This window comes from Desulfobotulus alkaliphilus (genome assembly GCF_007830435.1).
Classification (GTDB): Bacteria; Desulfobacterota; Desulfobacteria; order Desulfobacterales; family ASO4-4; genus Desulfobotulus; species Desulfobotulus alkaliphilus.
Genome location: NZ_VLLC01000008.1, coordinates 58,700 through 82,839, shown reverse-complemented (window position 1 = coordinate 82,839; position 24,140 = coordinate 58,700). Strand labels below are relative to the sequence as shown.

General features: G+C 52.3%; 17 protein-coding genes. 12 read left to right on the top strand and 5 right to left on the bottom strand.

The genetic code is table 11. From position 1 onward, the window contains the following. The first annotated feature begins 5 nt into the window (after window positions 1–5). The 9 genes from nuoH (at window position 6) to LZ24_RS06500 (ending at window position 8,984) form a co-directional block, all read left to right on the top strand. Window positions 6–989 carry an NADH-quinone oxidoreductase subunit NuoH gene (gene nuoH / locus LZ24_RS06540; protein ID WP_144683758.1) on the top strand — a complete coding sequence of 328 codons (984 nt, stop codon included), beginning with the start codon at window positions 6–8 and terminating at the stop codon, window positions 987–989. Further along, window positions 986–1,438 (top strand): NuoI/complex I 23 kDa subunit family protein, encoded by a 453-nt coding sequence (locus LZ24_RS06535; protein WP_144683755.1) that lies wholly within the window; start codon window positions 986–988, stop codon window positions 1,436–1,438. Before nuoH ends, LZ24_RS06535 begins: the two co-directional genes overlap by 4 nt. Then, the gene (locus LZ24_RS06530) at window positions 1,435–1,950 is read left to right on the top strand and encodes an NADH-quinone oxidoreductase subunit J family protein (protein ID WP_144683753.1); all 516 of its coding nucleotides are present in this window, start codon (window positions 1,435–1,437) and stop codon (window positions 1,948–1,950) included. The genes LZ24_RS06535 and LZ24_RS06530 overlap by 4 nt, the downstream gene beginning before the upstream one ends. Window positions 1,951–1,953: 3 nt before the next feature. After that, window positions 1,954–2,274, top strand: coding sequence for an NADH-quinone oxidoreductase subunit NuoK (nuoK, locus tag LZ24_RS06525; RefSeq protein WP_144683750.1), 321 nt, complete (start codon window positions 1,954–1,956; stop codon window positions 2,272–2,274). A gap of 27 nt (window positions 2,275–2,301) precedes the next feature. Then, entirely contained in the window at window positions 2,302–3,789 is a 1,488-nt protein-coding gene (locus LZ24_RS06520) for a monovalent cation/H+ antiporter subunit D family protein (RefSeq protein ID WP_144683747.1), read from the top strand. Window positions 3,790–3,812: 23 nt separating this feature from the next. Continuing rightward, window positions 3,813–4,049 (top strand): hypothetical protein, encoded by a 237-nt coding sequence (locus tag LZ24_RS06515; RefSeq protein WP_144683745.1) that lies wholly within the window; start codon window positions 3,813–3,815, stop codon window positions 4,047–4,049. Continuing rightward, window positions 4,039–5,844 carry a Na(+)/H(+) antiporter subunit D gene (locus LZ24_RS06510; RefSeq protein WP_246118535.1) on the top strand — a complete coding sequence of 602 codons (1,806 nt, stop codon included), beginning with the start codon at window positions 4,039–4,041 and terminating at the stop codon, window positions 5,842–5,844. Before LZ24_RS06515 ends, LZ24_RS06510 begins: the two co-directional genes overlap by 11 nt. 32 nt (window positions 5,845–5,876) lie before the next feature. Further along, the gene (locus LZ24_RS06505) at window positions 5,877–7,454 is read left to right on the top strand and encodes a complex I subunit 4 family protein (protein ID WP_144683742.1); all 1,578 of its coding nucleotides are present in this window, start codon (window positions 5,877–5,879) and stop codon (window positions 7,452–7,454) included. Between the two features lie 96 nt (window positions 7,455–7,550). Then, on the top strand, window positions 7,551–8,984 hold the full coding sequence (locus tag LZ24_RS06500) for an NADH-quinone oxidoreductase subunit N (protein WP_246118534.1): 1,434 nt from the start codon (window positions 7,551–7,553) through the stop codon (window positions 8,982–8,984). A gap of 600 nt (window positions 8,985–9,584) precedes the next feature. Here LZ24_RS06500 and LZ24_RS06495 read toward each other — a convergent pair. From LZ24_RS06495 to LZ24_RS06475, 5 genes are read right to left on the bottom strand one after another with little or no spacing between them, the layout of a single operon-like run. Continuing rightward, entirely contained in the window at window positions 9,585–11,174 is a 1,590-nt protein-coding gene (locus LZ24_RS06495; RefSeq protein WP_144683739.1) for an ABC transporter ATP-binding protein, read from the bottom strand. Between the two features lie 12 nt (window positions 11,175–11,186). Beyond that, window positions 11,187–12,206 (bottom strand): ABC transporter permease, encoded by a 1,020-nt coding sequence (locus LZ24_RS06490; RefSeq protein WP_144683737.1) that lies wholly within the window; start codon window positions 12,204–12,206, stop codon window positions 11,187–11,189. Beyond that, complete coding sequence (locus tag LZ24_RS06485) at window positions 12,203–13,309, bottom strand: microcin C ABC transporter permease YejB (protein ID WP_144683734.1); 1,107 nt, start codon at window positions 13,307–13,309, stop codon at window positions 12,203–12,205. The genes LZ24_RS06490 and LZ24_RS06485 overlap by 4 nt, the downstream gene beginning before the upstream one ends. Beyond that, complete coding sequence (locus LZ24_RS06480) at window positions 13,306–15,150, bottom strand: extracellular solute-binding protein (RefSeq protein ID WP_144683731.1); 1,845 nt, start codon at window positions 15,148–15,150, stop codon at window positions 13,306–13,308. The genes LZ24_RS06485 and LZ24_RS06480 overlap by 4 nt, the downstream gene beginning before the upstream one ends. Beyond that, complete coding sequence (locus LZ24_RS06475; protein ID WP_144683728.1) at window positions 15,150–18,011, bottom strand: M16 family metallopeptidase; 2,862 nt, start codon at window positions 18,009–18,011, stop codon at window positions 15,150–15,152. The genes LZ24_RS06480 and LZ24_RS06475 overlap by 1 nt, the downstream gene beginning before the upstream one ends. Here LZ24_RS06475 and LZ24_RS06470 point away from each other — a divergent pair. The 3 genes from LZ24_RS06470 to LZ24_RS06460 all read left to right on the top strand — a co-directional run bounded on the left by LZ24_RS06470 (window position 18,000) and on the right by LZ24_RS06460 (window position 24,133). Next, the gene (locus tag LZ24_RS06470; RefSeq protein WP_144683725.1) at window positions 18,000–18,212 is read left to right on the top strand and encodes a hypothetical protein; all 213 of its coding nucleotides are present in this window, start codon (window positions 18,000–18,002) and stop codon (window positions 18,210–18,212) included. The two genes, LZ24_RS06475 and LZ24_RS06470, sit on opposite strands and share 12 nt — an antisense overlap. A 79-nt stretch (window positions 18,213–18,291) precedes the next feature. Then, window positions 18,292–21,552, top strand: coding sequence for a hypothetical protein (locus tag LZ24_RS06465; RefSeq protein WP_144683722.1), 3,261 nt, complete (start codon window positions 18,292–18,294; stop codon window positions 21,550–21,552). Window positions 21,553–21,661: 109 nt separating this feature from the next. Further along, window positions 21,662–24,133: a TonB-dependent receptor plug domain-containing protein gene (locus LZ24_RS06460; RefSeq protein ID WP_144683718.1), complete on the top strand. Its 2,472-nt coding sequence runs from the start codon at window positions 21,662–21,664 to the stop codon at window positions 24,131–24,133. The last annotated feature ends 7 nt before the right edge of the window (window positions 24,134–24,140 follow it).

The following is a 24,140-nucleotide window of genomic DNA, read 5'->3' as shown; positions in this document are numbered from 1 at the left end:
ATCACATGGATACTGCTTTTTTACCACCAGAACTGCTGCGCATGCTGATTGCCGCCCTTTTTGTGGTGACCGTGGTTTTTGTGAATGCCCTTTTCATGGTGTATGCGGAGAGAAAAATCGCTGGCCATATCCAGCGCCGACCCGGTCCCTATGAGGTCGGTTGGCATGGCATTCTCCAGACACTTGTGGATGGCATCAAGCTCATGACCAAGGAGCTTGTCATCCCAAGGGATGCCAACCGCATGCTTTTCCGTGTGGCCCCCCTCCTGGCCTTCACGCCCGTGGTGATGCCCTTTCTGGTGCTGCCCTTTTCAGAGAATCTGACTATCATTGACATGAATATTGGCCTGATCTTCATTCTGGCTATGGCCAGCCTCAATGTCATGGCCATTCTTGTGGCCGGGTGGAGTTCTAACAATAAATACGGCCTTTTCGGTGCCATGCGTTCCGTGGCCCAGAATATTGCCTATGAAATACCCATTCTCCTCTCCCTTTTGTCTGTGGTGCTGATCACCAATTCCTTCAGTATGCGGACCATTGTGGAAGCCCAGATTTCAGGCCTCTGGTTCTGCCTGCTCCAGCCCCTTGCCTTCATCATCTATTTGATAGCGGCACTGGCGGAAACCAACAGGGCACCCTTTGACATGCCCGAGGCGGAAAGTGAGCTGACCGCAGGTTTCCATACGGAATACTCAGGCATGGGTTTCGGGCTTTTTTTCCTTGGTGAATACACCAACATGTTTATCGTGAGCAGTGTCGCCGTGGCCGTCTTCCTTGGCGGATGGAGCGGCCTGCCCCTGCCCATGGACGCATGGACCGGAGCCTTCTGGTTCCTGTTGAAGGTATACATCCTGATGTTCATTATGATCTGGGTGCGCTGGACCTATCCCAGGGTCCGCTTTGATCAGCTGATGAACCTCTCCTGGAAATACCTGATTCCCTTTGCGCTCCTTAACCTTATTGTAACGGCGGTGATCGTAAAGCTATGAGCGGCTATTTTTCCGACCTCTACCACGGTACAAAAAGTTTGCTGGTGGGCCTTGGCGTGACCTTTAAAGAAATGCTCAAGCCAACGGTAACGGTTCACTATCCCCGTGAAACCCTGACCATTACGCCCAATTACCGGGGGCATATAGAACTTGTTTCCGATGAAAAAACCGGAGGCTCCCTCTGTATCACCTGCGGCATGTGCGCCAGAGCCTGTCCTTCGGCCTGCATTAGCATCCACAGTGAAAAACCCGAGGGTTCCAAGAAAAAAATACTTACAGGTTTTGAGCTGGATTTTACCCGGTGCAGTCTCTGCGGGATCTGCGTGGAAAGCTGTCCTACGGATGCCATTGCCTATTCTCAGGAATACAATCTTGCAGGATACTCCCGTGAGGAGTTCCATATGGATCTCCTTGGTCGCCTTGGGAAGGGAGGAGGCTCTTTAACATGAGTACCTATGTTTTTATTGCAGAAGCCCTGTTTTTTGCCTTTGTCATACTCACCTTCATGGGAGCCATCCTTGCCGTCCGTGCCCGCCTTCTCATGCATGCGGTTTTAGGACTTGCGGTCTGCCTTCTCGGAGTTGCGGGGCTTTATTTTTATCTGGGCAGCATCTTTCTGACCATGATGCAGATCCTGATCTATGTGGGAGCCATCTGTATCCTCATGGTTTTCGGTGTGATGGTGGGCTACACGCCCCAGGAAATTGCAGAAAGCAATTTTAAAGGAAAAAACAGGTTTCTGGCCGTTGCCGCTTCCTTTACCGGTTTTTTTCTTCTGCTGATTCCCCTGCTCAGGGCCACGTTTACACCTGCCCTTGAAAAGACAGGAGATTTTTCTCTGCCATGGCTGGGGGAAACCCTTCTTTACCGTTATTGTATGGCCTTTGAACTCATTTCCGTGGTGCTTCTGGCGGCGATTATCGGAGCCATTATTCTGGCTACCGGTGGAAGGGAGTCCTGAAATATGCTGAGTGTGAGCAGCCACCTGACAACCTACCTGATTATTGGTCTGGTGCTTTTTGTCATGGGCATTTACGGCATGGTGCGACACCGCTCCTTTATGGGGATGCTGATTTCAACGGAGCTGATCCTCTGCGGTGCATCCATTAACTTTATGGCCTTTAACCGCTTTGTGCTGCCGGACCCTGCCATTGGTCAGGTTTTTACCCTGTTCATCATGGGGCTGGCTGCGGCTGAGGCTGCCATTGTGGTCAGCTTTATTCTGGCCGTTTATCGTAAGTACCACACCGATGATCCCAGTGCGGTCCATGATCTTCGTCATTAACCCGAAGCCATTTGAGGCGAACCCGGTATGGAAACCATGATTACCAGCAAAATACTCTTACCTGTGCTGCTGCCCATGCTCACCGCTTTTGCTGTGATGGCTTCGGGCTCAAGGCCCAATCTCAGGGAGGCCTGGTCTCTCACAGGTGCGGTTCTTACCTTTATATCCGTTGCTCTTCTTGTTCCTCACATCCTGGCCGGCGGGAGTTTCTCCTACACACTTTTTGAGCTCTGGCCGGGAATTGCCATAAAATTTCAGGTGGATGCCTTAGGTCTTCTCTTTGCTGGAACGGCATCTTTCCTCTGGATTCTGGCATCCATCTATTGTGTGGGCTACATGCGGGGATTAAACGAGCATGCCCAGACCCGTTTTTATGTCTGTTATGCCGTTTCCGTAGGTGCTGCTTTGGGCGGAGCCTTTTCCGGCAGCCTGTTCACCCTCTATCTCTTTTATGAAATTGTATCCATTTTCACCTATCCTCTGGTCATGCACCATCAGGATGAAGAGGGTTATGAAGGGGCACAGAAGTATATTGTTTACCTGATGTTCACCTCCAAGGCTTTCCTGCTTCCGGCCATGGCCATCATTTACGTGCAGTGCGGCACCCTTGATTTTGCCATGGGTGACATTGCTTCGGGTATTTTCCCTGCGGATGCTTCCCGGTGGATGGTGGTGGTCAGTTACATTCTGCTCTTTTTCGGTTTTGCCAAAGCGGGTGTCATGCCGCTGCACTCCTGGCTTCCTTCGGCTATGGTGGCGCCGACCCCCGTTTCAGCCCTTCTGCATGCGGTGGTGGTTGTTAAAATCGGTGTTTTTTCCATCTGCCGCATCATGCTTTCCGTCTTCGGTGTGGATCTGCTGGCAGACACGGGGCTGGGGCTGATAACAGCCTATTTTGTCAGTTTCACCATTATCACGGCTTCCATTATCGCACTCACCAAAACCAACCTCAAGGCGAGGCTTGCCTATTCCACGGTCAGCCAGCTCTCCTATATCATTCTGGGTGTGGCCATGCTGACGCCCAACAGCATTACCGGTGGCCTGATCCATATCGCCAACCATGGTTTTGCCAAGATTACCCTCTTTTTTGCGGCTGGCTGCATCTTTGTTGCTACACAAAAAAAGGATATCCGTGAAATGGCAGGTCTGGGTTTTGCCATGCCCCTGACCATGCTGGCCTTTGCCCTGGCATCCCTTTCCATGATCGGTGTGCCTCCGGTATCGGGCTTTGTTACCAAATGGTATCTTGCTCTGGGAACCATGGACCTGAACAACCTGATTCTTCTGTCTGTGCTGATGGTCAGTTCCCTGCTCAACGCCGGTTATTTTGTACCTGTTATTCTGACGGCTTATTTTGGTAAGCCTGCGGAGGGCGCTGCTGCGGCTCCGGCTTTACTGGAAACCCGTCCGCTGATTCTGCTGATGGTGGTTCCGCTTTTAATCACAGGCGCCATTTCCGTGGCCATCGGGATCCGGCCGGATCTTCTTCTGGCCATTATTCATCTTCTGATGTGAGGTTTTTACGTATGGGACAACTGATGACCTGGCTCCGGAAACGGACGGAATGGTTCAAGTGGGCTTTTTTTGCCTTCCTTGGCGGGGCCCTTGTCTATGATTTTATGGCAGAACGGCATGACCCTCATTTTTTCGGGGATACCCTCATCGGATTCTGGAGTGTATTTGCCCTGTTCGGCTGTCTGGGCATGATTGTGATCTGCAAAGGTATTTCCCATGCCTGGCTTATGAAGCAAGAGGACTATTACGATGACAAGTAGCATGCTATCGCCTCTGGCCCTGCTGCACCCCTGGCTGATGCATCCGGCCACCCTTTTCATACTGGGTGCGGTCCTGATGCCCTTTTTCTGCCGGATGAAACTGAAAAATGCCGTACTGGTGATTATTCCCCTTGTGGCTTTTTTCCAGATCAACATGCTGCCGGAAAGCTTCGGTCATGTGAGCTGGATGGGTTTTGATATGGTATTCGGACGGGTGGACAAGCTCACCTATGTCTTTCTCCATGTCTTTACCCTGATGGCTGTGATCGGCTCCCTTTTTGCCTTGAAAGTGGAGGACTGGGGCCAGCACACGGCGGCATGGCTCTATGTGGCAGGATCCCTTGGTGTCACCCTGGCGGGTGATTATCTGACGCTCTTCATTTTCTGGGAGCTGATGGCCGTGGCATCCACCTTCCTCATCTGGTACAGAAAAAAGAAGAAATCCATAGAGGCCGGATTCCGTTACCTTCTGGTACATATGCTTGGCGGTCTGATTCTTCTGGCAGGCATCTTCCTGAAATACCGGGCAACGGGCGGGGATCTCACCTTTGTGCAGATTCTGCCTACGGATGCAGGCCTTGCGGACTATCTCATCATGATAGGTTTCATGCTGAATGCGGCTGTTCCGCCCATCCATGCCTGGCTGCCCGATGCCTATCCTGAGGCTACGGTTACGGGGGCGGTGTTCATGTGCGCCTTCACAACAAAAACAGCGGTTTATGTTCTGGCAAGGGGCTTTCCCGGTTTTGAGGCCCTGGCCATCCTTGGTGCCATCATGGCCCTCTATGGTGTGGCTTACGCCGTCATAGAAAACGATGCCCGAAGGATTCTTGCCTATCATATAGTCAGTCAGGTCGGTTACATGGTCTGCGGTATCGGCATAGGGACGGCCATGGCCGTTAATGGGGCCGTGGCCCATGCCTATGCCCATATTCTCTATAAGGCTCTGCTCTTCATGGGAGCGGGGGCTGTTCTGGAGATGACAGGGCGATCGAAACTCAATGAGCTGGGCGGGCTGTATGCCAAAATGCCCCTTGCCCTTATTTTTACCGTAATCGGCGGGATTGCCATTTCGGGCTTCCCCCTGACATCGGGCTTTGTTTCAAAATCCATGATCATAGCCGCCGCAGGCGAGGCCCACCGGACAGGGCTGCTGCTCATGCTGACCCTTGCCGCCGTGGGGACTTTCCTTTCCGTGGGCATCAAGCTTCCCTACTATATCTGGTATGGTGGAAAGTCCGAGCCTTCGGTTCCCGAAGCCAAGGATCCTCCGGCCTGCATGCTCTGGGCCATGGGTATCGCTGCCTTTATGTGTTTTTTCCTCGGGCTTTACCCTGAGTACCTTTACCGCATGCTGCCCTATGCGGTGGATTATCAGCCCTATACGGCCTATCATCTCTCGGAAACCCTGCAGCTTCTGGGCTTTACGGGCTTAGGCTTCTATCTCATGGTCAAAAAGCTGGGGCCTGAGCCGAAAATGAATCTGGATCTGGACTGGTTTTACCGGAAAGGGAGTCTTGTTTTCATGGCCTTTGCTTCCGGCCCCCTTTCAAGGGTGAATGACTGGGTGGGTGAGGTTTACCGCAGTATCGGCCTGGCCTGGACCATGCTGACGGCAAAGGCGCTTTCCTGGTTTGACAGGGAAGGCATTGACTATGTTGTGGACGGAACAGCCAGGGGCGTTGTGGATACAGGAGATAAGCTCCGTCAGGCCCAGACGGGCAAGATTCAGCACTATATTGGTGCTGCTGCCGTTCTTTTGTTCGGTATCATGATCGTGGTGATTCTCCTTTAATATGAAACCAAGACCCGGATACGGTATTTACGATGACAAATGCTCTGCTTTATAACAGCCTTGGGTATCCCATTCTTTCGGTGATTCTGCTGACACCCCTTGCCGGTGCTGCCTGCTGTTTTTTCATCCGGAATCAGACCGTCCTGAAACTTTGGGGCCTGCTGGTGACCCTTATGACAGCCGCCCTGAGCCTTCCCCTCTGGACGGCCTTTGACAGAAGTACGGCTGCCTATCAGTTTGTAGAAGAGCTGGAGTGGTTTCCCAGCATCGGGCTTTCCTATCAGCTCGGCGTGGATGGTATTTCCGTTCTTCTGGTGCTGCTTACAACCCTGATCATGCCCCTTTGCATTCTCTGCTCTTGGAAATACATTGAGCATCGTCTTGCGGAGTTTATTTTTGTCATTCTGGCCATGGAAACCGCCATGATCGGGGTTTTTGTCAGCATGAATACGGTGCTTTTCTATATTTTCTGGGAAGCCATGCTGATTCCCATGTACCTGCTCATTGCCGTATGGGGTGGTCCCCGCAAGGATTATGCGGCCATCAAGTTTTTCCTTTATACCTTTATCGGCTCCATTTTCTTCCTTGTGGCCATTGTTGCCCTGCGGGTGAAAACCGGTACCTTTTTTATCCCCGACCTCATGGCTTCGGAGTACAGCTTTGCCTGGCAGGCCTGGATTTTTGCCGCATGTGCCCTGGCCTTTGCCGTAAAAATTCCCATGTTTCCCTTCCATACCTGGCTTCCGGCCGCCCACGTGGAAGCGCCGACGGCAGGTTCGGTGATTCTGGCCTCCATTCTTCTGAAGATGGGCGGCTATGGTTTTCTCCGCTTCTGCCTTCCCATGGCGCCCCAGGCCACGGAGATGTTTGCGCCTTTTCTCATTGCCCTCTCCCTTGTGGGTATTCTCTATGGCGGATATCTGGCACTTGGCCAGAACGATATCAAAAAACTCATTGCCTACTCCTCCGTCGGACACATGGGCTTTGTCACCCTGGGCATTTTTCTGCTCAATGACGAAGGGGTCAAGGGTGCCATGCTGCAGATGATCAATCACGGGATTACAACGGGTGCCCTCTTTATCTGCATTGGTATTATTTACGAGCGTACCCATTCAAGGGAAATTGGAGATAATTCGGCCTTAGGCATGTTCATGCCCGTATATGTCACTTTCCTTGGTATCTTTTCCCTTTCTTCTCTGGCTTTTCCGGGGACCAACAGTTTTGTCGGTGAATTTCTGGTTCTGATGGGTGCCTTCCGGAGCCAGCCTCTGGTGGGAGCCATTGCCATTCCCGGAGCCATCCTGGCTGCTGCCTACATGCTGAGACTTCTGCAGAAGATGGTATGGGATACCAGTGACGGTCATATGCATCACCATGGAGAGGCTGCCCTCGAAGGCGGACATGGCGAAGATCATGGAGAAGACCATGGCCATGGAAGAAGGCTCTGGGATCTGGATCTTCGTGAAACCGCCTGTCTGGCTTTTCTTGTGGTTTTTGTATTCTGGATCGGACTGAATCCCCAGCCTGTGCTGTCCGTAATGGATGCCAGTGTGACGCACCTGCTGGATCAGGTTGCTGCAGGGCAGGCAGCGGCTGTCAGCGGGCATTGATCAGAAGGAATCTTCCATGTCTGGCCTGAATGATGATAAGGGGCTTTTGTGCCCAACCCATATGTTGCCAACCTCAAGGTTTAGGATCTATACGCCATGTCTATGATGGAATTTCTCCCCGAACTGGTCCTTATCGGGATGACCCTGATTTTTTTCGGGCTTTCCCTCTTTAATGCGGGCTCTGCCCTTGTGGGAAGGGTGGCCCTTGGGGGTGCAGGGGTGCTGGTTCTTGCTTCCCTTGCAGCCCTGAATGCAGAAGGCATGCTTTTTTTTGATGCCTATCGTGTGGATCTTTTTTCACAGACATTTAAACTGCTCATTGCCTTGGGCTTTCTTGGTGTGCTTTGTCTTTCCTCCGGTTTTCCCGGAGTCCGGCGGGAAGTTTCATCGGAATATGCCATGTTCCTGTCCATTTCCACCATGGGCCTGACCTTCCTTGTGAGCAGTGTGGAGCTTCTTACTATTCTCCTATGCCTTGAGATATCCTCCTTTGCCCTTTACGTGGCCATTCCCATGCGCAAAGGGGCCCACCGGGTTCAGTATGAAGCGGGTATCAAGTATGTGCTGTTCGGTGCCCTTGCCACCGGTATTACCGTTTTTGGTATGAGTTATGTGGTGGGGCTTACGGGAACCACATATCTTTCGGAGCTGGGCCCCGTACTTCCGGAGCTGGTTCGTAGCGAACCTTTGGCCCTCATTGGTCTTCTGATGATTCTTGCGGGTTTTTTCTACAAACTTGCCATGTTTCCCATGCATTTCTGGACCCCGGATGTCTATGAAGGTGCGGCCAATGAAACCACGGCCTTTGTGGCAACACTGCCGAAGATTGCAGCCGTTGCCCTGCTGATCCGCTTTGTTGCTTCCAGTGGTGCGGATACGGGTCATCTTATATGGATACTCTCTGTCTTTGCCGTACTCTCCATGACCTACGGTAATCTTGCGGCCCTTGTGCAAAATGACATCAAGCGTCTTCTGGCCTTTTCATCCATCGCCCATGCGGGCTATGTGATGGTGGGTATTCTTTCCGTGGGGCCCGAAGGCTTTGCCTCGGCCATCTATTATGTTTTCGGTTATATGGTAATGACCCTTGGGTGCTTTTATGTGATCTGTCAGGTGGCACCGGCCGGTGAGAATTTGAGTTTTGAGGGTTTAAAGGGACTGCACAGGCGTTCTCCCCTCCTTGCCCTGACTCTGGCTGTAGCTGCCTGTGGCATGGCAGGTATTCCACCCGCCGTAGGCTTTCCTACGAAGTTTCTCGTATTTACCGCAGCCATCGGTAAGGGGTACTACGGCCTTGTCATTCTTGCGGTAATCAATGCGGCCATATCTGCATTTTACTATCTGAAACTGGTGAGGGCCGCCTATGCCCTGCCGGAAAACGAAGGGAGCGCTGAGCAGGGAAAGGGCCTTTCCCTTGGTTTGCCTGCGGCTGCCTTTGGTGTTTTTATCACTGCGGTGATTCTGGCTTCGGGTCTTTTCCCTGAACCCATTGTGGCTATGGCAAAGGAAGTCGTTGGTGTTTTGCTTTAGCTGAATCGTGACAGTATTGAAAGACTGTAACTATTCACCGGGACTCTTCTGACTTTGTCAGCCCTTTAAAAATTTAAGAAAAAACCAGTGGGATAAAGAAGCTTTTACAACATACTTCTCTCATCTCCGGCCCCTTTCCCGGAGGGCGGGAAAATTTGCTGTAGTTACGAAAAACGTACATGCTATGTGGCCTGTAAGGGATTGAAATATCAATCTTATTGATTTTTCAATCCCTTTTTTTGATAACTAAACTGCGGTTGAGGGATTTTGCTTGCTGATTCCCGTTGCCAGCAGCAGGATAACGATTCTCTTTCCGGTTCGTTTTGGATGGAATGATGGCTCTATTCCTTGTCTTTCCGCTTGGGCAATAATGTCGGTCGGCCAAAAAGCACTGGGCGGCAAATTTTTTGAACAAAGCAACTGCCCGCGTGAAATCTGCTGTTGTACCTTATTGTAATAATAGCCTTGACTGGCATGCCATGCGCATCCACGGGCAGACGCAATTTTGCGTTGAGCACCCTTTTGTGTGCCCCATGTTTTGATCCCCGCCTCTCGCTCCTGACGAATGAGGGAGAGTGAGGAAAGGCGAAGGTGCTTTTTTCACGCAGCCAGAGCGGCGGAAAGCAGTTCTTTTGTGTAGGGATGCTCAGGCCTTGTAAAGAGCTGTTCCGCAGGTCCTGTTTCCACAATATCCCCGTCCTTCATCACGGCGATTCTGTGGCTGATGCCTCGTACAACGGCAAGATCATGGCTGATGAAAAGATAGCTCAGCCCCCTCTCTTCCTGAAGACGTCGCAGAAGCTCCAGCACCTGAAACTGCACGGAGCGGTCCAGCGATGAGGTGGGTTCATCCAGCACGAGGAGATCGGGATTGAGGATCAGGGCCCTTGCTATGGCAATGCGCTGGCGCTGTCCGCCGGAAAACTCGTGGGGGTAGCGGTCTGTCATAGAAGGATCCATGCCCACGGCCTCAAGGCTTTGGGCAATTCGAATGTTCCTTTCTTTCGTTTTCATTTGGGAGTGAACCTCAAGGCCTTCTCCCACAATTTCGCCCACGGTCATTCGGGGGCTTAAGCTGTCAAAGGGGTCCTGAAACACCATCTGCATTCTGGGCCGCAATTTGCGGAATTCACCGGTAGAGAGACCGTCTATGCGATGATTCTCCAGAAGAATTTCCCCCTCGGTGTGAATCAGGCGCAAAAGGGCATGGGCAAGACTGGTTTTGCCCGAGCCGGATTCTCCCACCACACCCAGGGTTTCTCCCTTGCGGATTACAAGATCCGCCCCCCGCACCGCATGGACATGGCCTTTGACCCTCTGAAGGATGCCCTCTTTGATGGGAAAACGCACGGCAAGTTCCCGTGTCTGCAGGAGGGGTGGGGTGTCCGGAAGGGCCCGCAGGGGTGTGGCCCGGGTCGTTTTGATGAGTTCCCGGGTCCAGGGGTGGACGGGTTTTGTGAAGAGGGTTTCTCTGTCTGCGGTTTCGAGGATGCGGCCATCCTTCATGACGGCAATGCGGTCTGCCATGCGACGTACCACGCCGAGGTCGTGGGTGATGAAGAGCATGGCCATGTTCCGTTCCCTGCGAAGGTCTTCCAGCAGGCGCAGTATCTTGTCCTGCACGGTGACATCCAGCGCGGTGGTGGGTTCGTCTGCAATGAGAAGATCCGGGTTATTGGCAATGGCCATGGCAATCATCACCCGCTGACGCTGACCTCCGGAAAGTTCATGGGGATAGGATTTTCTGCGGCGGCTGGCATCGGGAATGCCCACACGGTCCAGAAGGGCTGTTACTTCCTTTTCCGAACGGTGCAGGGGAAGACCCTGATGCAGATACAGGGTTTCTGCAATTTGTTTGCCCACGGGATGCAGGGGGTTCAGGGCGGAAAGGGGTTCCTGAAAAATCATGGCAATGCGTCCGCCCCGCAGTTTCCTCAGTCTGCTTTCCTCCATGGTGGCGATGTCCATGCCCTTGAAGGCCATGCTGCCGTCAATGCGGCAGCCCGCAGGAAGGAGTCGCAGGAGGCTTTTGGCGGTCACGGATTTACCGGATCCGGATTCTCCCACAAGGGCAAGGCATTCTCCGGGATGAATTTGAAAATCAATGCCATGGACTACGGGCGAAAGGGCTCCGCCGGTTTTGGAAAAGGCAATGGACAGATTGGAAACGGTGACAAGGGGTGTATGCATGTCAAACATCCTTTACAGACTTTCCAGTCTGGGATCAAAGGCATCCCGCACAGCCTCTCCCACAAAGATGAGGAGGGTGAGCATGATGGAAAGAACACAGAAAGCGGTAATCCCCAGCCATGGGGCGTGGAGGTTGGTTTTTCCCTGGGAGAGCAGTTCTCCGAGGGAGGGAGAACCCGGAGGGAGGCCGAATCCCAGAAAATCAAGGGCCGTCAGGGTTGTGATGGCACCATTGAGAATGAAGGGAAAGAAGGTGAGGGCCGCTACCATGGCATTGGGCAGAATATGCCGAAACATGATGCGCCTGTCTGTCATGCCCATGACTCTTGCGGCCTTGACATAGCCGAGGTTACGTCCCCTCAGAAATTCAGCCCTGACAACGCCCACAAGGGACATCCATCCGAAAAGGAGCATGAGCCCGAGAAGCCAGAAAAAACTGGGTGTCACCACACTGGAGAGGATCATGATGAGGTAGAGCACTGGCAATCCGGACCAGATTTCCATGAATCGCTGGCCGATAAGATCCACCTTGCCCCCGTAATAGCCCTGCAGGGCTCCGGCAAAGGTGCCGATGACAGCACCTCCGAAGGCAAGGCAAAGCCCGAAGAGAACGGAAATCCGGTAGCCGTAGATTACCCGTGCCAGTACATCCCTGCCCTGATCGTCCGTGCCGAGCAGGTTGGTTCTGTCCGGACGGGAAGGGGCCGGTTCGGGGAGATCCATACGAATGGTGTTGTAGGAAAAACGGATGGGTGGCCAGATCATGAACCCATGGGCATCCACATTTTCCCGAATATAGGGGTCTCTGTAGTCGCAGAGCGTTGCAAAGTCGCCTCCAAAAACCGTTTCATTATAATCTTTGAGTACGGGAAAATAGGTTTCTCCCTGGTACCGGATCATAAGGGGCCTGTCATTGGCAATGAATTCCGCAAAAAGGCTTACGAAAAAAAGTATGATGAAGAGGATAAGGGAGATGAGGCCCTTGCGGTTGGCAAGGAATCGTTCCCATCTGCGTCGGGTGGCAGCTTTCATGATCCCTCCCTTGTACCGAAATGAATGCGGGGATCCACAAATGTATAGGTGAGATCACTGATAATGCTGAGCAGAAGTCCCATGAGGGTGAAAATGTAAAGGGTTGCGAACATTACCGGATAGTCCCGGCCCATGGTGGCTTCAAAACCCAGAAGCCCCAGACCATCAAGGGAGAAGATCACTTCAATGAGCAGGGATCCTGTGAAGAACATGGAAACAAAGGCGGAAGGGAATCCGGCAATGACAATGAGCATGGCATTGCGGAACACATGGCCGAAAAGAACCCGTTTTTCATCCGCTCCTTTGGCTCTGGCGGTTTCCACATACTGTTTGTGAATTTCATCCAGAAAGCTGTTGCGGGTGAGCATGGTGAGGGAGGCAAAACCGCCAATGACCATGGCTGTGATGGGAAGAGCCAGATGGTGAAAGTAGTCCAGAATTTTTCCAACTGCGGAAAGCTGGTCAAACCCCGGCGAAGTAAGTCCCCGCAGCGGGAACCACTGAAAATAGGAGCCTCCCGCAAAGAGAATGACAAGGGCAATGGCAAACAGGAAGACCGGTATGGCGTGGGCCACACTGATGACGGTGGTGGTCCATCCGTCAAAGCGGGTTCCATGGTGTACCGCTTTGCGTATGCCAAGGGGAATGCAGACCATATAGATGATAAGGGTAGACCAGAGGCCCAGAGAAATGGATACGGGCATTTTCTGGGCAATAAGGGAAAGAACGGTTTCATTTTTATAGAAGCTTTCGCCAAAATCCCAGAAAAAATAATCTTTGAGAAGTTTGAAGTAGCGTTCGTGCATGGGGCGGTCAAAACCGAACATTTTTTCCAGTTCTTCTATGAATTCCGGATCCAGTCCTTCCGCACCCCTGTAGCGGATACCGGCTTCCGTCTCCAGGGCGTTGTCGTTTTCAAAAAAGTCGTCAGCACCGGAGCCGGAAATTCGTTCTGTCAGATCTCCGCTGGTTCCGGAAATTCGGGCTATCATCTGCTCAACGGGGCCGCCGGGAGCGGCCTGGATGACAAAAAAGTTTACCGTGAGAATTCCCAGCAGGGTGGGAACAATCAAAAGAAGGCGGCGCAGCAGGTAGGCACTCATTTTCTGTTTTCTCCCGGCTCTGTGTGCATGACGGCTCCGGGTGTGAGGCGGGCTTCGGCTTTGGTATCAATCCACCAGGTATAAATGCCAAGGCCATGCTCAGGTGATTTTTCCGGATGGCGGAGCTTGTCCCAGTAGGCGATGCGGTAGCTGGCATTGAACCATTGAGGAATCACGTAGTGGTTGGCCCGCAGTACCCTGTCCAGGGCCCTGCATGCCGTAATGAGTTCTTCTCTGTTTTCTGCATTGAGAATGTGTTCCACAAGGGCGTCCACCACAGGATCGGCAATGCCGATGGTGTTGCGGCCTCCGGGTACGGATGCCGCTGCCGATCCCCAGAAATCCCTTTGTTCTGAGCCGGGGGAGTGGCTCTGGCGGAAGTTTCCCACGATCATGTCATAGTTGAAATCCTGCAGCTGACGCACATAGCGGGTGCGGTCCACCACACGGACCGAGGCATCCACGCCCAGCCGGGCGAGATTCTGCCGAAAGGGCATGGCAATACGCTGAAAGGAAGGCGATGCGAGAAGAATCTCAAAGGAAAGGGGGCGGCCCGTTTCTTTGTGAATGCGTTTTCCGTCCTTGAGAATCCACCCGGCCTCATTGAGAATGCGGTCCGCCTCCCTGAGCAGGGGGCGTATATTCCCCGATCCGTCAGTGACAGGTGGTACTATGGCAGGACCGAAGGCAGATTCTGGCAGGAGATGGCGAAAGGGTTCCAGCAGAACAAGTTCCTCTTCCGAAGGAAGCCCTTCCGCTGCCATGGGGGAGTTTTGAAAAAAACTGTGACTGCGATTATACTGGCCATAAAAGAGATGGGTGTTGGCCCATTCAAAATCAAAGATCAGGGACAGGGCTTTACGTACCGCCCTGTCTCTGAAAACGGGTTTGCGGATATTGAAAACAAAGCCCTGCATGCCCTGGGGTCGTTCGTGGGGGATGGTTTCCTTGCGGATGCGTCCGTCCCGGAATGCTGGCCCGTCGTAGAGGGTAGCCCAGGTTTTGGCAGTATTTTCCAGCCTGTAATCAAAAACACCGGCTTTGAAGGCTTCAAGACTGACTGTGTTATCCCGGAAGTATTCCCACGAGATAAAATCAAAGTTAAAATGTCCCTGATTCACAGGAAGATGCCAACCCCAGTAATCCGGATCTCGTACATAGGTGATGCGTCTGCCTGTATCAAAGGAATGGATACGGTAGGGGCCCGAACCCACGGGCGTTTCCAGAGAAGATCGGGAAAATTCCCTTTCCTTCCAGACATGGGCGGGAAGAACGGGGAGCTGTCCTGTTATATAGGGTGTTTCCATGGCAGAACCGGGGCGGATATCAAAGCGCACGGTATGGTCATCCAGGGCATGCGCTCCGGTTATATCTTCGTAGTATTTACGATAGTGGGGAGAGCCTTCCCTGACAAGAATCTGAAAGGAAAAAACCACATCCTCGGCCCGTACGGGCTGGCCGTCATGGAAGCGCGCTTCCGGTCTCAGCCGAAAGGTTACGGAAGTACGGTCTTCCGACACCATAATGGATTGGGCAATGAGTCCGTAGCTGGATGAGGGTTCGTCAAGGGAGGCTGTCATGAGGGTTTCATAAAGAAGCCCCACCCCTGCCGCTGCCGTTCCCCGGATGGTGAAGGGGTGAAAGCTGTCAAAGCTTCCTGTGGCGGCCATTCGCAGATGCCCGCCTTTGGGGGCGTCCGGTCTGGCATAGGCAAAATGTGTGAAATCAGGGCCATACTGGGGCTCTCCCCACAGGGCTATGCCGTGGGTGGGAGCCGCCAGTGCCGGTGTCATGAAGTAGAGCCCCTGTATCAGCAGCATACATATCAGATTCAGGCGCATTACAGTCCTTCTTCTCCAACGGGTAATACGGTGATCGAAGAGGCTCTGTCGGGCTGGAGCCATTTCTCCGCCAGCCGAGTCAGGTCCTTTGTGGTAATTTCCAGATAACCGCTTTCAAGGGTACGCACCCGATCCAGCTGGCGGGGATCTTCCACAGATCCTGCCATTACGCCGGCAAGCCAGAAGTTATTGTTCCGGAACCTTTCTTTCAGGCCGGTCATGAGCGGGTCTCTGGCTCTGCGGAGTTCTTCCTCAGAAACCCCTTCTTTTTTAAGTTTTTCGGCAACATCCATCAAAGCCTTACGCACCATGGCGGCCTGATCCGGCCTTGCACCGGTATGCATGTAAAGCCCGCCGTAATCTTTGTATACGGAGCTGGCCTGATGGAAACTCCGGGGCGAATAGGCAAGGCCTTGTTTTTCACGGATTTCCCTGCGGATACGGTCCGAAAGAACCCGGGCCAGAAGGCTCAGCCCCCTGGATTCTTCCATCGGTTCAAGACCCGTTGTGGGAAAGCCGATACGGATCTGGGCAGAGGGAATTTGTGTGGCCACCCAGTAGGTGGCTCTGGCTCCCTGATTAAAGCTGAGGGGACGTATGATTTTTTCCTTGCGGGGGCTGCGGGAAAGATCACCAAAATAACGTCCCACTTCTTCAATGACAAGGTCAGGATTCACATTGCCCACGACGCTGATTTCAAGGGCCGCATCCCTGAAGGCAGGTGCCAGCCAGTTTTCTGCGGCAAGCCGCATGGCCTCATCCATTTCAGAGGCTTTGGGTCTGGAGAATCTCGGGTCAAAGGAAGCAAAGAAAGAAGGGGCCATATGTTGCATGGTGGCCGCAATATCGGAGTCCATGCGTCGGTCCTGCTGCTCTGCCCATCTGCGGGAAAGTTCCCAGGCTTCCGTCCGGAAGGAAGGGTCCAGCAAACGATGACGCAGGAGATTCATCAGTTCGGAAAAATCTTCCGGCCTGGCGGATGCGGTGAAACGGAAATTTTCCTGTGCCACGGAGAATTCCACGCTCATTCCTTTACCCGCAAGGGCCCGTGCCAGAGCTGGTCGGTCAAGGGTAGCGGTTCCAGACAGATTGACAAGGGCGGGGGCAGCAAGGGAAAGACCGGGCCACTCTTCCGGCTCATGGGCCCTGCCGGGACCAAAGGAGAGGAGAACCCGGACGGTGTCAGCCTCAAAATCCGTCTGTTTTACATGGAGGGTGGTGTGATTGGCAAAGCGGGCGGTGGCAAACTCCAGATCTTCAATGGAGATAAGCTCAAGGGGCTGGACAGTTTTTTCCGGTTCCGGGAGATAGGGGAAGATGGCAGCTTCTGCCATGTCCGGTGCCGCAACGGGTATGGCGGTACTTTCTTTCCACACGGACCGCATACGGGAAAGGGCGGTGTGATCGTCAATGCCCGTATTGCCCGTGATGGCAATCAGTCTGTGATCATCACCCCAGGCCTCTTTCATGGCTTCCAGCACATCTTCTGCCGTCATATTTTCAATGAAATCTGCAAAAAGGGCTTTGTCGTCCTCCGGGGAGGTAAAAACCCGGGGGGTATTCATGGCCCGGATGATCTCATCGGCCACTTTACGGCTGGGTGTGGTGGAGAAGCCCGCAATACGTCGGTCAATGCGGGAGAGGGCTTCCCTTCGAACCCTCTCCATTTCCTCTTCGCTGAAGCCATGGGTCAGGGCCTTTCGCAGCTCCTGTTCCATGAGAGAAAGGGAGGCTTCCCATTTATCCTGGGGAGAGATGGCCACAAGGCGGGTGGATAAAATGGTTTCATGCTGGATGTCTGCCATGGCCACAGCACGGGTATAGGGTGTTGCCGGATCACTGAGTCTGTCGGACAGGCGGTGGCGGAGGAGCATGCTGCCCAGCTGCAGGGTGAGGCTTTCCTTCCGGGACCGGATGCTGTCTTTTCTGGGAGAAAGCATGCGGGATGTGGCTATGATAACGGATACATCGCCGGATTCGGGTTCTGCATGATGGAAAAAAGCATCCCCTTTATGCTGAAACTTTCCCATTTCCGGAATCTGCCGTTCTGGGGCTCTGGCTTTGATGGGGGCAAAGTGTTTGGTTATCAGGGATTCTGCTTCAACCGGTTCTACGTCTCCTACGAGAATGACCATCATGTACTCGGGGCGGTACCAGGTATTGTAATAGTCCAGAAGCTCGGCCCTGTCTCCCTTTTCGATGATGGCCTTTTTTCCGATGGGGGCGCGTTCGTTGCTGCGTATGCCGGGGAGAAGAAAGCGGCGCAGGGCCTGCCCCGTGCGGTAGCGGGCAGAATCTCTGGCTCTTTTTTCCGCAAGGATAACGCCTTTTTCCCTTTCTATTTCATTCTCATCGAAGAGAAGGCCATGGGCATAGTCCGAAAGAACCAGAAGTCCTTTTTCAAGGCCATCGGCATCGGCCTGCGGAAGGAGAATGTGGTAAACCGTTTCACCAAGTCCGGTATGGGCGTTGGTGTCTCCGCCAAAACTCATGCCAATGCTCTGGAAATAATGGATCAGGGTGCCCGGAGGAAAGTGGGTGGAACCGTTGAAGGCCATGTGTTCCACAAAATGGGCGAGACCTTGTTGGGAATCGGTTTCATGGAAGGAGCCTGCCTGTACATTGAGGTGAAGACTGGCCCGGTTTCTTGGGGTATGGTGGGGCAGAATCACATAACGAAGTCCGTTATCAAGGGTTCCCGTGATCAGATCCGGATGCAGGGGCAGGTCGCTTTTTTCATGAATCCAGCCCCTTGTGTCCGGAAGGGCGAAAAGGCTACCTGTAAAGAGAAAGAAGCAGGCCACTGCGATGGCAGGAATGCGGCTTAGCCGGAATCCGGGGTGAATACCATGGAAAAACATGCTGATTCCTTTCACTACATGCTCACCGGTCCTTTGGAGGATGGGGTGGGAGCAGCTTGTAATTATTCTTTGGATGCTGATTTGGATTACATGAATCCAAAATCCCTTGTGGATTGCCTTGTAGTCGGCAATAATTTAAGAGTCAATAGAATTTTTGTTGAGTACAAAACGTGTTTGCCAAGCTTATTTTTTATGTTTTAAATTATTGACAGTCCACCATCTTGTTGATAGGTGGTCTTAATTTTTTTAGCCAGACCAAACAAGCAAAGAAGGAGAGATTATGAAAAAAATAAGAGCCATCAGCCTTGCTGCTGCAGGATTGGCCTCTTTCATGCTGCTTGCCGGATGCTGGGATTCTTCATCCAGCTCTTCGGCGCCTCCACCTTCGGATCGACCGAAAACAAGCCATTTTTCTGGGATCGTGGAAGATCCTCCCGTTAAAGGTGCCACGGTAGAACTCTGGGAGATGGGTGGAAAAGAAAGGCTTGAGATCTGCGGTGCTTCTGGTGATGTATTCTGTACAACCGTAAGCGGAGAAGATGGTTTTTTCAGTCTTCTCATCAGAAACGACAGGATGTCAGAGGGGCCTTTTAAAATTGTTGCCAGGGGAGGGGAGGATACTGTTACCGGTAAGAGGATTGGCAGCAATGCCTTTGAAAGTCCCCTTGATCTTTTTTCAGATAAAGGATTGCTGGCTGTAACACCCCTGACCACCCTTGTGACAAAGGGTATGGAGGATGGAAAGAATGCTGATGAAGCCAAAAATAGCGTACGCAGATTTTTAGGTCTTCAGGATGATACCGATGTCATGGCCCTGCCTTCCACCAGTGGAATCGTACAGGTACGGGCATCACTTATTTCGGATATCATCACAAAATCAGATAAGCCTGCTCCCTTTTCTGATTTTGATATAGACAGTACCCCCCTTACAGGTGAAGATGGCAAGGTGGATCCGGTGGTTTTAGAGGCACTGATTGCTGATCCGAAAAAAAGAGATGAGATCACAAGTTCTAATAAGGCAATGGTCGAAGCAGATGCCAATGACCCTGCGGCTGTTGTTCTTGCTTTGAAGCGGCAGACACTCCAGGGTTCATTGATGGCAAGCATGGAAAGTCTGTTTGGAAATGCCGATGAAAATTTTGATGGCCACCGGCAATCCTACGGACACAGTGCCGCAATTCTTGCCACATCACTCCTTGAGCATACTGCCATGCCAGCCCATGGTCTTGCTGTGGAGAGGGTTTTTCGCTATGTGATTGATGCCTATGATCTTGTTTCTATGGAGCTGAGTCAGGATCAAACCACCTATGATGTCCATGGTCCCCTGGTTGATGGCACTCTGCATGCGGATCATCTGATAAAAGATGGTGTGTCCCTTGGCAAAGACCCAAGAATTCCTCAACTTGCCGCATCGCCTTATCTCTATGACATTGCCCTTCCCCTGCTCCCCCACGAACTTTTGGGGAACGATAATGCTAAGCGGATAAATTATTATTATAATTCCAATGCATCCCGATTATACAAGGCTGAAACCATGCTGGGTACGGTGCTGGACGACAATGTGAACGACAGGATCCGTGTCCAGATCGTCAGTGGTATGGCAAAGGTCGGGTATTTTGACCGGGCCAAAGAATATATCGATTTCCAGATGTATCTTCCGGCTTTCAAGGTAGATGCCTGGATGGGAGTGGCCAGGGGATATCTGCCCTTTGACAGAAACTCTGATGCCATAGCAAACCTGGATAAAGCCTTTGCCCTGCAAAAGAAGATCATCAGCAGTACCGGGGCCATTAATACATCCAATGCGGATACAGCACGTCTTCAGCAGATGGCAGCACTGTACAGAAGGGCCGGAAACAATGACAAAGCTGAAGAGGTCATGGATTATATTGGCATTGAGCTGCTGCCAGTTCTTACCGGGACGAGCCATCACGGTCGCCTGATTGTAGCCTTCAGAAACTATGCCGATGAGCTTCTTGCATACAGGCAGGAAGATACCAGTTCGAAGGATTTCGCTGCCGCCCGCATTGTTCTGGAAAATATGCATCTCTTTTCAAGCGTTCAGCCCCCCAATGATACAAATGGAGAAAAAAGCTACAGGGCGCGGGTGTATTCCCTTGCGGAAACAGCCCTTCGTTTTGCAGCCCTCGGTGACAGAGAGCGGGTGGAGGCAATTATTGACGAGATTGAAGCATTGCGGGAGAATGACGATCTTGTCTCTTTCCCCGATACCAACCCCCAGCGTTTAAATCTCACCAAAGAAAGATCATGGAGCTTTGTCGATTCCATGGTTGAGGCCCTTGCCGAAGCAGGTTCTGAAGAAAAGGCCTGGGCATTGATTGATACCATCCCGGATAACGAGGTTCGTGCCAAAAGCAGCTCCTATGAAGCCATTATCAATTTTCTTGCCCGTGATAACAGGCCCGATGAATTGCTGGAAGTGCTTGAAACGCATGTTGTCGGGTACAGGGGAAACAATGTTGATACTGACCAGACAGCCATTAACCGTATAGGGGCGCTGACCTACGTAAATTTGGTGGTTCCCCGTGCCGGAGTTATATTCGCGGAAGCAGGAAACCATGCTGCTGCTGAGCGCATGGGGGATACGGCCCTTGGGGAGGTCCGGCGGATGTACCCCAATGGAAGTACTCCTTTAAACATGAGCCGTTTTAAGGTTGAGCGGGGGTATGTGAAGATTGCAAGGGTCTATCACCTTGCCGGTGCCCATACCAGGGCTGTTGAAAGCCTTGAAGAGGCGGAGGAAGTCCTTGCCCGTATTGCGGATCCTGCATGGCGGATCAATGCCCTGAGCGCCACCGGTCGTATGTGGGAAATGATCGGAGAAAGAGAGCGCAGCCGCGCCCTTTTTGAAGAGGGAAGGGAATATCTGGCCTTGGTTGCCAAAGATCATGCGCCTGCTGTTCTGGCTTTACAGTACAATGATCTTGCCCGTGCAGCCATTGGGAGTGGTTCAGCTGATCTGGCCCCAGGGCTGATTTTGGCGGGAGAGGATTTTGCTGATAAGATTTTTAGCGATGCCACACCGGAAGCCCAGAGGGAGAATACGCTGGTTACCGCTGCACAGCGCTATCGTGTCCTTGGATCGAGGGCCTGGGAAGTCCGGGATATGGTGACGGCCCAACGAATTTTTAGTAAAGGCCAGAATAGCGCTGAAAAACTGGCGAGTCTGAGCAATAAAACAAGAGAAATGGGCAATTTGGCAAGGGCAGCCGGAGAGGCCGGATTGATTGAATTTGCCATGGAAGCGGCTCTGGCAGTCCCCTTGATCCATGGCCCCAGTGCTGCCATCCCCGGTCGTTATGACACCATAGGGGATGTTGCTGCACTTGTTGTAAAGCAGGATGATTTTCCTGATACGGACATTGCATGGGTGGATACGGACAAGGATGGCAGGCCGGACTTTTTCCACCCTCTGGCAACGGATGAGATGATAGCAGAATCCGGGCTTGAGCTGGATCCGGATTCCAACGGGAACGGTATCCCGGATACGGAAGATATGCGGCCAATTTTTCTGCCTTAGTATCATCAGGGCATGCTCCCTGATTGATTTTTAGAAAAAACGGCGACACCCTGATGGGTGTCGTCGGTTTTCATTTTTATCAACAGATTCTATATTCAGGGAAAAAGCCATGTGTAAAAAATTATTGGCTATGCTGCTCCTGGGAGGTTCGGGATTTATCTGCCCTGCTTTATCCGTGGCAGAAAAGCATGATTTTGATAACTCCGTTTATCTTATGCAGGAAATACTGGTGAAGGACACGGCGGATATCCGGGCGACGGGCCAGTCCGTCATTTCCGGTACGGTGCTGGAAAATCTGCCCGCAGGCAATGCCACCCTCACGGATATGCTGAAGGTGCTGCCGGGTGTTCAGTTTGATGAAGCCTATGGCTCGGCTGCCACAGGCGGCGAGATTCTCCCGCCTGAAGTATCCATCTCCGGAGGTCGCTTTTACGATAACTATTTTTCCGTGGATGGAACAGGAAATAACAGCTTTCTGGATCCTACCCAAAAGTCGGTTAACAGCCTGCATGAGGTGCCGGGTCATTCCATGGAACTGAGTCCTTCTCCGGATGTCCTGGAGTCCCTGACGGTGTATGACAGCAATGTGCCAGCAAGCTATGGTGGATTTACAGGGGGTGTCGTGGATGCCAGAACACGGACACCGGGTACGGAGTTTTCAGGAGCTTTCTTCTATCGAACTACCAGGGATTCCTGGACCCGGTTTCATCTGAATGATCAGGAAAAGCATCAGATGCACCATTCTGCCAATGCCAGTTGGCAGCCGAAGTTCCGAAAAGAACATTATGGGATAAGACTGGATATCCCAGTTACCGAAAATATGGGGTTTCTTGTTTCATTCAGAGAAGACCGGTCAACCATACCCTTGAAAAATCTTGGAGGAACGCTGGACCAGACCCGTACAGGGCAACATTTTTTTGTTAAAGGCAGTGCCTTCGTATCCGACTGGGATTCTCTGGATATTTCCTTGACCCATGCGCCTTATGAGGGCGAGTATTTTCACCGGGATGCTGTCAATAACGGATATAAAATAGAAGGTGGAGGGACAGCCATCAGGGCCAGGCACCTCCGGGAAAAGGGCTGGGGAAGTCTTGATACCAGCCTTTCCTGGCGCTACAGTGAAAATAAACGGATTTCCCAGAGTTCATCCTGGTATAGATGGGCCATAACCCCCTCAAAAAACTGGGGCATGAGTACATCTGCCAAGTCTTCAAGCATGGAAGGGGGATACGGGAATCTTGAAAGGGAGCAGGATACTTTGGAGGCCAACACGGCCCTGAAGCTGGCATCCTTTTCTTTTGCCGGTACGGCTCACAGTGTTGAGACAGGTCTTTCCCTTTCCAGGGTTAAGGGGCGGGAAAAAAGACCCGAAGATGCCTTTATTTATACATCGCCCGTTACGGATAATTCAAATTTCAGAGCAGATCCCAATGATGTCTCCCTCGTGTTGGGCGAGCAGTATTTTTCCAGGAGGCAGGTTCTTCCAGCTTATGAAGCGGAAGCAGAAATCCAGTCTCTGGCTTTTTATCTTTCCGACACCATGAGCTGGAAGCGTCTTACCCTGCGCCCGGGGCTGCGGATCAGCCGGGATGATTATCTTGAAAATACCGATCTTGCTCCCAGATTTTCAGCGGATCTCGATGTTTTGGGGACAGGCGATACGGTAGTGACCGGTGGCCTGAACCGATATTACGGTCAGGCCTTCCTCAGCCATAAGCTGAAGGAAGGCAGGGGGAGGGGTTCCCGTAATGAATGGCGGACGACGTATCAGAATCAGGTGACCCCATGGGAGCATGCAGGCGGTAGCGAAACCGCCTGGCGCTTTTCTGATCTGGACACCCCCTATAGCGATGAATGGACCGTGGGGCTGGATCAGCGTCTTATGGGAGGGCGGCTGACCCTGCGTTATGTGGAAAGGGAAAACAAAAATGAGTTTGCCCGGGAAAGGGGCAGCTATGAACTGGACGGCCTGCGTTACGACACCTTCAGTAACAAGGGCAGGAGCGATTACAGATCCGTGCGTGTAAGCTGGGGAAGACGCTGGGAGGAGAGGGAGATACTGGCCAACCTCAGTTGGCAGGAAAGCCACACCCATGCGATTGACTTCAATGAACTGCTGGTGGAGGAAGACAAAAACAGCAGGCGTGTCTGGTATGAGGACAGGCTTTATTATCTGGATGAGCTACCCAAGGGCAATTATGCCAGACCCTGGGTGGGCAACCTGACCCTGATTCAGAAATTGCCTTGGAACCTTTCTGCTACGGCCTTTCTCTCCTGGAAGTCGGATTTCGATGAAATCCGGGACAGCAGGGAAGTAGGGGAACTTCCCGAAAGTGAGAAGGAAAGGGATCCCGTTACAGGAGAAGTGCTGCGGGAAAATGCTCCCATCTATGAAAAGGTGGTTCGTAAGGCCTTCTGGCAGATGGATCTGCGTCTCAAAGGAAAGCTTCCTTTCGGAAGCCGTTTTGCCGCAACCTGGGATCTTGAGGTCATGAACCTTTTTGATACGGAGATCCGCACATCCGATAACACCCCTCTGATGGGCCGACAGTTCTGGGCAGGAATCTCTCTGGAGTTCTGAGTTCATA